9 protein-coding genes are annotated in these 11,661 nt (G+C 66.6%); 8 read left to right on the top strand and 1 reads right to left on the bottom strand.

Features of this window, described 5'->3' with window-relative positions; genetic code table 11:
- Positions 1 to 27: 27 nt before the first annotated feature.
- The 6 genes from SSKA14_RS10460 to SSKA14_RS10485 all read left to right on the top strand — a co-directional run bounded on the left by SSKA14_RS10460 (position 28) and on the right by SSKA14_RS10485 (position 9,064).
- Complete coding sequence (locus SSKA14_RS10460; RefSeq protein ID WP_040007425.1) at positions 28 to 513, top strand: GNAT family N-acetyltransferase; 486 nt, start codon at positions 28 to 30, stop codon at positions 511 to 513.
- The gene (gene epmA / locus SSKA14_RS10465; RefSeq protein ID WP_008267417.1) at positions 510 to 1,466 is read left to right on the top strand and encodes an EF-P lysine aminoacylase EpmA; all 957 of its coding nucleotides are present in this window, start codon (positions 510 to 512) and stop codon (positions 1,464 to 1,466) included. Before SSKA14_RS10460 ends, epmA begins: the two co-directional genes overlap by 4 nt.
- A gap of 139 nt (positions 1,467 to 1,605) precedes the next feature.
- Positions 1,606 to 2,334: a DUF3011 domain-containing protein gene (locus SSKA14_RS10470; RefSeq protein ID WP_040007427.1), complete on the top strand. Its 729-nt coding sequence runs from the start codon at positions 1,606 to 1,608 to the stop codon at positions 2,332 to 2,334.
- Positions 2,335 to 2,381: 47 nt separating this feature from the next.
- A complete protein-coding gene (gene mtnA / locus SSKA14_RS10475) occupies positions 2,382 to 3,446 on the top strand; it encodes an S-methyl-5-thioribose-1-phosphate isomerase (RefSeq protein ID WP_008265587.1) in 1,065 nt (354 codons plus the stop codon).
- Positions 3,447 to 3,666: 220 nt separating this feature from the next.
- Positions 3,667 to 6,381 (top strand): DNA gyrase subunit A, encoded by a 2,715-nt coding sequence (gene gyrA / locus SSKA14_RS10480; protein WP_008265025.1) that lies wholly within the window; start codon positions 3,667 to 3,669, stop codon positions 6,379 to 6,381.
- A 130-nt stretch (positions 6,382 to 6,511) separates the two neighbouring features.
- The gene (locus SSKA14_RS10485) at positions 6,512 to 9,064 is read left to right on the top strand and encodes a membrane-bound PQQ-dependent dehydrogenase, glucose/quinate/shikimate family (protein ID WP_040007429.1); all 2,553 of its coding nucleotides are present in this window, start codon (positions 6,512 to 6,514) and stop codon (positions 9,062 to 9,064) included.
- A gap of 7 nt (positions 9,065 to 9,071) precedes the next feature.
- On the opposite strand, the gene SSKA14_RS10490 is transcribed toward SSKA14_RS10485, so the two are convergent.
- Positions 9,072 to 10,061, bottom strand: a complete 990-nt coding sequence (locus SSKA14_RS10490; RefSeq protein ID WP_008266708.1) for a zinc-dependent alcohol dehydrogenase family protein — start codon at positions 10,059 to 10,061, stop codon at positions 9,072 to 9,074.
- A 118-nt stretch (positions 10,062 to 10,179) separates the two neighbouring features.
- Here SSKA14_RS10490 and SSKA14_RS10495 point away from each other — a divergent pair, with 118 nt between their 5' ends.
- A complete protein-coding gene (locus SSKA14_RS10495; RefSeq protein WP_008268098.1) occupies positions 10,180 to 11,085 on the top strand; it encodes a LysR family transcriptional regulator in 906 nt (301 codons plus the stop codon).
- A 48-nt stretch (positions 11,086 to 11,133) separates the two neighbouring features.
- On the top strand, positions 11,134 to 11,619 hold the full coding sequence (locus SSKA14_RS10500) for a DUF4952 domain-containing protein (RefSeq protein ID WP_008267536.1): 486 nt from the start codon (positions 11,134 to 11,136) through the stop codon (positions 11,617 to 11,619).
- Positions 11,620 to 11,661 lie beyond the last annotated feature (42 nt).

Genomic DNA, 11,661 nt, shown 5'->3' on the forward strand with positions numbered 1-11,661 from the left:
CCCGGCATGAAACACAAAGGAACACCGATGCAGACCGCCCCGCTGGATTTCCGCCTGGCCACCCGCGCCGACGAGGAACGGTTGATCGCGTTGATGCGCGAGTTCTATGCCGAAGACAGGATCGACTTCGATGACGCGCGCGTGCGTCGCGGCGTGGATGCACTGCTGGCCGACCCGCGCAACGGCGAAGTGCTGCTGTGGTTGGACGAGGCGGCTGAAGTGGTGGGCTACGCGGTGATCGCGATGGGCTTCAGCCTGGAACAGGGCGGCCACTTCATGCTGCTGGACGAGCTGTACCTGAGCCATCGCGCGCGCGGTCGCGGCCGTGGCAAGCAGGCGCTGGCCATCTGCGAGCAGCGCGCCCGCGGGCGGGGCGTCAGCCGCCTGCGTCTGGAAGTGAACCACCACAACGAACTGGCCCGCCGACTGTACCTGGCCAGCGGCTACATCGATGACACCCGCGACCTGCTGACCCTGCCGCTGGACCATCCGCGCCCGGAGGGCATCCTGTGAGCGCGGCCCTGCTGCGCACGCTGCAGCAGCGTGCCGCACTCAATGCGCTGGTACGTCGCTTCTTCGCCGAGCGCGATGTGCTGGAGGTGGAAACGCCGATCCTGTCGGTGGCGGGCAACACCGAGCCGAACATCGACAGCTTCCATACCGATTTCAGCGGCCATGTCGATGCCGGTGGCCGTCGCCGCTGGCTGCGCACCTCGCCGGAGTACCCGCTCAAGCGGTTGCTGGCGGCGGGCGTGGGCGACTGTTATGAGCTGGGCCGGGTGTTCCGCAACGGCGAGGCCGGTGGTCGCCACAACCCGGAGTTCACCATGCTGGAGTGGTACCGGGTGGGGTGGGACCACCACCGTCTGGTACAGGAAACCACCGAGCTGGTCGGCCAGGCGCTGGCCCTGGTCGGGCGCAGTGCGTCGCTGCGCGTGCTGAGCTACCGCGAGCTGTTCCAGCAACATGTGGGCGTGGACCCGTTCGACGCCGATGAGGCCGCACTGCGTGCCGCACTGGGCGACGTGCATATCGATCCGGTCGGCCTGACCCGCGACGACTGGCTGGATCTGTTGATGACCCACCATATCCAGCCGCATTTCGATGACGCGGTGATGACCGTGGTGCATGATTGGCCCGCCAGCCAGGCCGCGCTGGCGCGCATCCGTCCCGGCACGCCGCCGCTGGCTGAACGCTTCGAGTTGTACCTGGGGCCGGTCGAACTGGCCAACGGCTATCACGAACTGAACGATGCCCATGAACAGCGTGCGCGCTTCCAGCGTGACCTGCAGCGCCGGCATGAGCGCGGCCAGGTGCAGCCGGCGCTGGACGAAGCGTTGCTGGCTGCATTGCCGTCGATGCCGGCCTGTGCCGGCGTCGCCGTCGGTGTCGATCGCCTGCTGATGGCGATGAACCGCACGCCACGCATTGCCGATGTGCTGGCCTACGACTTCGCCCATGCGTGAGTGCTGCGTTTTCCTGAACATCGAAGACTGAACGGATTGCCGCGTCTGCGCGCTTGCTTCGGCAAGCAGGATGATGCTCTTATCACGGCAGATGCGAGACACTGGCATCGGAATTCGTCCACTCCTGTTGGGGAAGGCATTGGTCAAGTGGTTTGCGGTCGTTGCTGCACCGGTGTACTCCATCGCGCTCTGGGGTGCCTGGCTGCCGTCATCGGCGTCTGCGCAGCAGGTGGGCTACGACGATGCAGTGGTGACCTGCGAATCGCGTGACATGGCGTGGGTGCATTGCGATATCGATGTCAGCAACGGCGTCGACCTGGTCCGCCAGCTGTCCAGCAACAGCTGCATCCGCGGCAGCGAATGGGGAACCGACCGCAGTGGCGTGTGGGTCACCCTGGGCTGCCGTGCCGAGTTCCGCGCCCGTCGCGCTGCCGGCGCCACGGCTGCGGCCACTGAAGGCAAGCGCCTGGTCCGTCGCGTGGTGCGGTGTGAATCCAACGGCCGCCCACAGAGCTGCCCGGTGCGTCTGGACGGCGCCCCGGTACGCCTGCTGCGGCAGCTGTCGGCGCTGCCGTGCCGGGAAGGGCAGGGCTGGGGCTACAAGCGCAATGAAGTGTGGACCAGCCGCGGTTGCCAGGGCGATTTCGAAGTGGCCGATGATGAGGGTCGCTTCGTCGACGTGCCGCGCAGGTTGACCTGCGAATCCAAGTCGAAGAAGCGCCGCTTCTGCGGTGCCAGCATCTCGGTGGGGGCCGCCGTTTCCGAGCAACTGTCCAACACGCCGTGCGAGGAGGGCAGCACCTGGGGCTGGAACCGCAACGGGATCTGGGTGGATGGCGGCTGTCGTGCCGAATTCTCGGTGAATTGAGCCCGGGCAGGCTCCAACCCTGCAGGGCGTGGCCCTACAATGGGCCCATGAACACTGCCTCCGACATCGATTACGCCCGCTACGACCACATCCGCCCGATCCTGTGGACCGGCGACGCCCTGCAACTGCTGGACCAGCGCAAGCTGCCGTTCGTGGTCGAGCATGTGGTCTGCCATGACAGTGACGACGTGGCCACTGCCATCCACGCGCTGACCGTGCGCGGCGCACCGGCGATCGGTATCGCGGCTGCCTGGGGCGTGGTGCTGGCGGCGCGAGACGTGCAGGCGGCCGATGGCGTGCAGGCACTGCAGCAGCTGGAACCGGCGCTGCAACGGTTGAACGCTTCGCGTCCGACGGCGGTCAACCTGGCCTGGGCGCTGGCACGCATGCGCCGCTGCCTGAGCGCTGCCGGCCCGGACTGGAAGGTACTGCTGGCCGCGGAAGCGCAGGCCATCGCCGAGGAAGACCTGGCCGCCAACCGCCACATGGGGGCACTGGGCGCGGGCCTGATCGACGCTGGCAGCGGCGTGCTGACCCATTGCAACACCGGTTCGCTGGCCACCGCCGGTTTCGGTACCGCACTGGGTGTGATCCGTGCCGGCATGGCCCAGCACCGTATCGCCCGCGTCTTCGCCGGCGAGACCCGACCGTGGCTGCAGGGTGCGCGCCTGACCGTGTGGGAGCTGCAGCAGGATGGCATCGACGCCACCCTGATCGCCGACTCGGCGGCCTCGCATCTGATGAAGACCGGCGCCGTGCAGTGGGTGATCGTCGGCGCGGACCGCATCTGCGCCAATGGCGATACCGCCAACAAGATCGGCACCTACCAGCTGGCCATTGCGGCCCGCCACCACGGCGTCAGGTTCATGGTCGTGGCACCGTCTTCCACCGTGGACATGGAGACCGTGGACGGCAGCCAGATCGAGATCGAGCAGCGCGACCCGGGCGAGTTGTACGGCGTGGGCGGCACCCGCACCGTGGCCGAGGGCATTGCCGCGTGGAATCCGGTGTTCGACGTGACCCCGGGCGAACTGATCGACGCCATCGTGACCGAGCGCGGGGTGATCCTGAACCCGACCGTCGAGAACATGCGCGCCGCCTTCGGCGGCTGAAGGGCGGGGGGCGCCCCAGGGTGACCTGCGCCCCCGGGAGCACCGGCCGCTGGCCGGAAGCGCCCCCTAAGTTCCTGATTTGTGCCGGTAAAATCCCCGTAAAGGGAGGCGGAAAACGGCCTGTTGTGGTAGTATCCACAGGTTGAATCGAGGTTCCGGCACGACCCCCTCCCGCAGAGGGCTGCGCCGGACTGGACCGCTACCAGACAACGGAACCCGAATGGCAGAAACCGCCAAGGAAATCATCCAGGTCAACCTGGAAGACGAGATGCGCAAGAGCTACCTCGATTACGCCATGAGCGTGATCGTGGGCCGCGCGCTCCCGGATGCGCGCGACGGCCTCAAGCCGGTGCATCGTCGCGTGCTGTTCGCGATGAACGAGTTGAACGCGCACAGCAACAAGCCCTACTTCAAGTCGGCGCGTATCGTCGGTGACGTCATCGGTAAGTACCACCCGCATGGCGATCAGTCGGTGTACGACACGCTGGTGCGCCTGGCACAGCCGTTCTCGCTGCGTTACATGCTGGTCGACGGCCAGGGTAACTTCGGTTCGATCGACGGCGACTCCGCCGCGGCGATGCGATACACCGAGGCGCGCATGTCGCGCCTGGCGCATGAGCTGATGGCGGACATCGACAAGGAAACCGTCGATTTTCAGCCCAACTACGACGAAAAGGAACTGGAGCCGACGGTCATGCCGACCCGGTTCCCGAACCTGCTGGTCAATGGTTCGGCCGGTATCGCGGTGGGCATGGCGACCAACATCCCGCCGCACAACCTGAGCGAATCGATCAACGCCTGCATCGCGCTGATCGACAACCCGGACATCGATGTCGACGGCCTGATGGAGTACATCCCGGGCCCGGACTTCCCGACTGCCGGCATCATCAACGGCACCGCCGGCATCGTTGCCGGCTACCGCACCGGCCGTGGCCGCGTGCGCATCCGTGCCAAGGCCGATATCGAAGTGGCCGACAACGGCCGCGAATCGATCATCGTCACTGAAATTCCTTACCAGGTGAACAAGGCGCGTCTGATCGAGAAGATCGCCGAGCTGGTCAAGGAAAAGAAGATCGAAGGCATCAGCGAGCTGCGCGATGAGTCCGACAAGGACGGCATGCGCATCTACATCGAGATCAAGCGCGGTGAATCTGCCGAGGTTGTGCTGAACAACCTGTACCAGCAGACGCAGATGGAGTCGGTGTTCGGCATCAACATGGTGGCGCTGGTCGATGGCCGCCCGCAGTTGATGAACCTCAAGCAGATGCTGGAGGCGTTCGTCCGCCACCGTCGCGAAGTGGTCACCCGCCGCACCGTGTTCGAGCTGCGCAAGGCGCGCGCCCGTGCCCACGTGCTGGAAGGCCTGACCGTCGCGCTGGCCAACATCGACGAGATGATCGAACTGATCAAGACCTCGCCGAACCCGAACGAAGCCCGTGAGCGCATGCTGGCACGCGTGTGGGAGCCGGGCCTGGTCGGTGCGATGCTGGGCGCCGCCGGTGCCGAAGCCTCGCGTCCGGAAGACCTGCCCAAGGGCGTGGGCCTGATCGAGGGCGGCTACCAGCTGACCGAGATCCAGGCCACCCAGATCCTGGAAATGCGCCTGCACCGCCTGACCGGGCTGGAGCAGGACCGCCTGACCGACGAGTACAAGCAGCTGCTGGAAGTGATCGCGGGGCTGATCCACATCCTGGAAGATCCCGACCGCCTGCTGCAGGTGATCCGCGAGGAACTGGTCAACGTCAAGGCCGAGTTCGGCGACGAGCGTCGTACCGAGATCCGCCACAGCGAAGAAGACCTGGACATCCTCGACCTGATCGCGCCGGAAGACGTGGTGGTCACCGTGTCGCATGCCGGTTACGTGAAGCGCCAGCCGGTGAGCGTGTACCGCGCGCAGCGCCGTGGTGGCCGTGGCCGCAGTGCGGCGGCGACCAAGGAAGAGGATTTCATCGAACAGCTGTGGCTGGTCAACACGCACGACACGCTGCTGACCTTCACCAGTTCGGGCAAGGTGTTCTGGTTGCCGGTGTACCAGCTGCCGGAAGCCGGTTCCAACGCCCGCGGCCGTCCGATCATCAACTGGATCCCGCTGGAGCCGGGCGAGCGCGTGCAGGCCGTGTTGCCGGTGCGCGAATACGCCGATGGCCAGTTCGTGTTCTTCGCCACGAAGAACGGTACGGTCAAGAAGACCCCGCTGGGCGAGTTCGCCTTCCGTCTGGCCCGCGGCAAGATCGCGATCAACCTGGACGAGGGCGATGCCCTGGTCGGCGTCGGCCGGACCGACGGTGAGCGTGACATCCTGCTGTTCGCCTCCAACGGCAAGACCGTGCGCTTCGGCGAGGACAAGGTCCGCTCGATGGGCCGTACCGCGACCGGCGTGCGTGGCATCAAGATGCCGGCCGGCGAGGAAGTGGTCAGCCTGATCGTGGCCGAAAGTGCCGGTGGCATCGAGGACGAGAACGAGGACGACAACGGTGTCGAGGAAATCGCAGCCAATGGCGATGCGGTGATCGACGGCGCCGACGACGCCAGCGTGCAGTACATCCTCACCGCCACCGAGAACGGCTACGGTAAGCGCACCCCGCTGCCGGACTACCCGCGCAAGGGCCGTGGCACGCAGGGCGTGATCGGCATCCAGACCACAGAGCGCAACGGCAAGCTGGTCGCCGCGGTGCTGATGGGCTCCGGCGATGAAGTCCTGCTGATCTCCGATGGCGGCACCCTGGTGCGTACCCGTGGCTCGGAAATCAGCCGCGTCGGCCGCAACACCCAGGGTGTGACCCTGATCCGCCTGTCCAAGGACGAGAAGCTGCAGGCGGTGGAGCGCATGGATGCCTCGATCGACGAGGACGAGGACGAGGTGGCCGCCGCCGCCCCGGCCGCGACCGACGGCATCCCGGCTGCTGCCAGCAGCGAGGACGCCGCGCAGGAGTGATCCTGCCGTCAGCTTGAGGTACCCGACGACGCCGGCCCTGTGCCGGCGTCGTCGTATCCGGATGCCACATATACGCGCGCGCTTCACGTCGGCGGTGGGATAAGGGCGCATGCTGCCCCGGAGATCGACGATGTCCGCCACGCCGCAGTCTGCCTCTGCTCCTTCCTCTCGCCACCCCCTCGTTACCGTGCTGTCACTGCTGCTGGTCGTGCTTGGCCTTGTCATCGGCGGGCTTGGCGCATGGCTGCTCAGCCTCGGTGGCTCGGCCTACTATGCAATCGCAGGGTTCGGCCTGCTGGCCAGCGGCATCCTGTTGTTCGGCAACCGCCGCAGCGGTGCGCTGCTGTACGCGTTGGTGTTCCTTGGCACGCTGCTGTGGACCTGGTGGGAATCGGGCAGTGATTACTGGCGCTGGGTGCCGCGTCTGGGCTTGGTAACCGCGCTGGGCATCGTGCTGGCGCTGCTGTCGCCGACCCTGCGTGCACCGGTCTCCAGGCGCCTGTCGCGCAGCGTCGCCGGCGCGCTGATGCTGGTGTTCGTGGCGGCCTTCGGCCTGGCGTTTGCGCCTCATGGCGAAGTGGATGGGCATCAGCCTTTCCCGGAAGGCGCAGCCAGTGCCGGCCTGGAGCCGACCCGCGACACCACCGGCCTGCAGCCGGCCGACCAGCCTGCCGACGGTGATTGGCCGGCGTGGGGCCGCAGCAACGCCGCCACCCGTTACTCGCCGCTGCAGCAGATCACGCCGGCCAACGTCGGCACGCTGCAGCTGGCCTGGCAGTTCCGGACCGGTGACCTGCCGAAGAAACGCTGGGGCGCGGAAACCACGCCGCTGAAGATCGGCGACCGCCTGTACCTGTGCACCGCCCGCAACCGGCTGATTGCGCTTGATGCCGCCAGCGGCAAGGAGCTGTGGCGGTTCGATCCCAAAGTGAAGGATGCCTCGATCCCGTACACGGCCGCCTGTCGCGGTGTGAGTTACTACGAGCAACCGAGCGCACCGACCCTGGCCGATGCGGCACTGGCGGATGTCGCTGCTGATCTGGCACTGCCGGAGCCACCGCCCAGCGTGACCCGGAGTGCTGCGCCGGGCAGCCATCCGGCCTGCTGGGCGCGCATCATCGAAGGCACGCTGGACGGCCGCCTCATCGCGGTGGATGCCGACAGCGGCCGGCCCTGCGCCAACTTCGGCAACAACGGCCAGGTCGACATCACCCTGGGCATGGGCGAGGTACCGCCGGGGTACGTGTCGATCACTTCGCCGCCAGCGATCGTGCGCGGGGTGATCGTCACCGGCCACCAGGTGCTGGACGGGCAGCGTCGCGATGCACCGTCGGGGGTGATCCAGGCCTATGACGCGGTCACCGGCAAGCTGCGCTGGGCGTGGGATATGGACCAGCCCGAGCGTAGCGGCTTGCCACCGCACGAACAGACCTATACGCGCGGCACGCCGAACATGTGGACCACCGCGACCGGCGATGAAGCGCTGGGACTGGTCTACCTGCCGCTGGGCAATTCGGCCGGCGACTACTGGAGTGGTTCACGCACGGAAAACCAGAACCGCTACGCGACCTCGCTGGTGGCCATCGATGTGGCCACCGGCAAGCCGGCGTGGCATTTCCAGGCGGTACGCAAGGATGTGTGGGACTACGACCTGGGATCGCAGGCCAGCCTGATCGACTATCCGACGGCGGCCGGCAAGGTGCCGGCGATCCTGCTGCCGACCAAGCAGGGCGACATCTACATCCTCGACCGCCGCAACGGCCAGCTGCTGAGCGCCGCCGAAGAGCGAAAGGTGCCCATCGGCGGAGTCGAGCCCGAACAGCGCTCACCCACCCAGCTGTTCTCGCTGTACCACACGCTGCGCCGCGAGCATGACCTGACCGAGCGCGACATGTGGGGGCTGACCCCGATCGACCAGCTGGTCTGCCGCATCCAGTTCCGCAAGGCGTACTACGAAGGCTTCTACACGCCGCCGAGCAGTGATCGTCATTCCATCGAGTACCCCGGCTACAACGGAGGATCGGACTGGGGCAGCGTAGCGATCGATACGCGGCGTGGCGTGGTCGTGGCCAACTACAACGACATGCCCAACTACAACCGGCTGGTGCCGCGTGCCGAGGCCGACCGGCTGGGCTGGCTGCCGCGCGAGAAGATCCGGTTCGACAAGGGCGGCGCTGAGGGCGCGGGCGACCCACAGGTGGGCACGCCCTACGCCATCCAGGTCAATGCCGGCTGGCGGCTGCCGTTCACCGGCCTGCTGTGCAAGCAGCCGCCGTATGGTGGCATCCGTGCCATCGACCTGCGCACCGGCAAACTGCTGTGGGACCGCCCGTTCGGCAGCGCACGCGGTAATGGACCGTTCGGCATCCGTTCGGGCCTGCCGATCGAAATCGGTACGCCGAACAACGGCGGTTCGGTAGTCACCGCCAGCGGCCTGATCTTCATTGCGGCGGCCACCGATGATCTGCTGCGCGCGATTGATCTGAAAACCGGCAAGGAGCTGTGGCACACCAAACTGCCGGCGGGCGGCCAGGCCAACCCGATGGTGTTCGAGCAGGGTGGGCGCCAGTATGTGGTGATCATGGCCGGCGGCCACCATTTCATGGAGACCCCGAAGGGCGATTACGTGATGGCGTACGCGTTGCCGGAACCGGGGCGGCCGGTCGCCACCCGCGCTCCCTGATGATCGATCAAACCGTCACTACAACCTTGCCGATCTGCTCGTTCGATTCCAGGTAACGATGTGCGTCCTGGATCTGCGCGAACGGGAACACCCTGGCAATCTTCGGCGCCAGCGTGCCCTTGTCCAGGCCATCGACGATGAACGCCTTGGCACGGGTCAGCGCCGCATCATCAGAGACGATTTCCGAATACAGGTAACCCTTCAGCGTCAGCGACTTGCCCAATACGTTGAACAAGGGGAACGGCGTGGGTTCGCTGCTCAGCGCACCGTACTCCAGCAGGATGCCGCCACGCGCCATCGCTTCGGTCAGCGGCACGAACTGCGGGCCACCGATCGGATCGAACACCACGCGGGCACCGGCGCCCTCGGTGATGCGCGCTACTTCGGCCACCAGATCCTGTTCCTCGGTGGCGATGACATGGGCGGCACCGGCATCGAGCAGGGCCCGGCGCTTGCCCGGGCCACGGGTCACCGCGATCGGGGTGGCACCCACGGCATTGGCGATCTGAATCGCGGCCAGGCCGACGCTGCTGCTGGCGGCGGTGATGATGACGAAATCCCCGGTGGCCAGGTGCCCCTGCTCCAGCAGCGCACCCCAGGCGGTGACGTACTGCATCCACACTGCGGCGGCCGTTTCAAAGTCCAGTGTCTGCGGATGCTTGACCACCAGTCGCGCTGGCACGTTGGCCAGCTCGCCATAGGTGCCCCAGCGTGCGATATCCAGGGGCGGCACTACGCTGACCGCATCGCCGGCGGTGAATCCGTCGACCGCGCTGCCTACCGACTCGACCACGCCGGCCGCTTCGTAGCCCAGGCGGCTGGGGAACTGCGCTTGCTGCAGGTAGGCACCGTTGCGGAACATCACCTCGGCGCGATTCAGGCCGATGGCCTTGACGCGGATCTGGACTTCGTCGGCGGCGGGGGCGGGAACGCCGATGTCGTCGATGCGCAGTACATCGGCGTTGCCATATTCGTGAATGCGGACAACCTGACTCATGGGGGCTCCAGGGAGGGGCCGGCGGTCGGGCCGGCGGGGAAGTGGTGGCCACTATGCACGTGGTCTGCGTCCAGAATAAGAGGTAATCTGGCATTTCATTGGAAATAATCTGTTTGCAATGGACCTGATCGTTCCCCTCCGGACCTTCGCCAAGGTGGCCGAAGTCGGCTCCTTCGCCGCCGCCGCCGCCGTGTTGGACCTGTCGCCGCAACTGGTCGGCAAGCACATCCAGGCGCTGGAGCAGCACCTGGGCGTTCGCCTGCTCAACCGCACCACGCGCAAGCAGAGCCTGACCGACTTTGGCCAGGCCTTCCTGGCGCGGGCGCGGGTGATCCTGGAAGAGGTGGAGGGCGCCGAACAGCTGGCCGAAGTGGCGCGCGGGCGGCCGATGGGGCGTCTGCGCATCAGTGCACCGGTCACCTTTGGCGTGCATGCGCTGGGCCCGGCGGTGGTGGCCTACATGCAGGACTACCCGGACGTGCAGGTCGATCTGAACCTGTCCAACAGTCTGGTCAACATCGTCGAAGACGGGTACGACCTGGTGTTCCGCACCGGTGACCTCGCCGACAGTGGATTGGTGGCGCGGCGGTTGGGGCCGTATCCGCTGGTGCTGTGCGCCTCGCCGGCATACGTGGCCTCGCGCCCGGCCATTGTCCATCCAACCGATCTGAGCCGTCACGAGTGCCTCGGCTTCGCGCATTCGATCATCCGCACGCGCTGGAGTTTCCGCGATGCCGATGGCAGCGTGCTGACCGTGCCGGTGTCCAGCCGCTTCATGGTCAATCAGGCCGAGCCACTGCTGACTGCCGCCGTCGGTGGATTGGGGCTGATCCTGCAGCCCTTCGAAATGCTCTCGGCGGCGCTCGCGCGGGGTGATCTGGTGGAAGTGCTGCCGACGTTCGAGCCGGTGTCGACCTGGATCCATCTGCTGTATCCGCGCGACCGCCAGGTGACGCCCAAGCTGCGCAGCTTCGTGGATTTCTGCGTGGCGCGGTTCAGCGAGCAGAGCATGGCGCGGCGGTAGCGCGGGCATCGGTCAGCACTTCTGCAACCACCTGCGAGGGATCGTCCTGTGATCTGTTTTCCTCTGTTCCATCATGCCCCCGGCATCCTGCTGCTGGCGTCGTTGTCCGGTGGCGCGCCTGCGCAGGCGCTGGCCGAGTGGGAGCAGCAGGGACGTGCCGATGGACTGGCGCGACCGGATACCCCCTGCCAGGATTTCCTGCAGGCGATGGGGCGGAAGCCCGCAGGGCTGGAATACGTGGGCTGCAGCCAGGACGACGCGTCCTACATCAAGCCCATGCAAGCCCACTACCGCGTTGCCGGCGCACGCGCCGGGCAGGTCGAAGCGTATCTGCATGCGACGTTTGGAATGCCTGTCTTGCGCTACGTCTGCTGCGGCTGGAGCAACGGTGCACCCTATTACTGGCGCGAAGGTCCGGACACGGTGAGGTACCAGATCGGGATGGGCGTGGAATCGCTGCCGCACGAGCGCAGCCAGTGGTGGCGCATCGAGGCATTCAACGTCACGGTGGAGGTGCTGCGGCAGAGCCCGTAGCGCAGATGCGGCAGGCGGATGCCTGGACTAGGATGGGGCAGG

The sequence above is a fragment of the Stenotrophomonas sp. SKA14 genome, assembly GCF_000158575.1.
GTDB classification, from domain to species: Bacteria; Pseudomonadota; Gammaproteobacteria; order Xanthomonadales; family Xanthomonadaceae; genus Stenotrophomonas; species Stenotrophomonas forensis.

Bases quoted from the DNA above. Each gene is read 5' to 3' on its own strand.
- SSKA14_RS10460 (WP_040007425.1), top strand. From the start codon at position 28: ATGCAGACCGCCCCGCTGGATTTCCGCCTGGCCACCCGCGCCGACGAG.
- mtnA (WP_008265587.1), top strand. From the start codon at position 2,382: ATGAACACTGCCTCCGACATCGATTACGCCCGCTACGACCACATCCGC.
- gyrA (WP_008265025.1), top strand. From the start codon at position 3,667: ATGGCAGAAACCGCCAAGGAAATCATCCAGGTCAACCTGGAAGACGAG.
- SSKA14_RS10485 (WP_040007429.1), top strand. From the start codon at position 6,512: ATGTCCGCCACGCCGCAGTCTGCCTCTGCTCCTTCCTCTCGCCACCCC.
- SSKA14_RS10490 (WP_008266708.1), bottom strand. From the start codon at position 10,061: ATGAGTCAGGTTGTCCGCATTCACGAATATGGCAACGCCGATGTACTG.
- SSKA14_RS10495 (WP_008268098.1), top strand. From the start codon at position 10,180: ATGGACCTGATCGTTCCCCTCCGGACCTTCGCCAAGGTGGCCGAAGTC.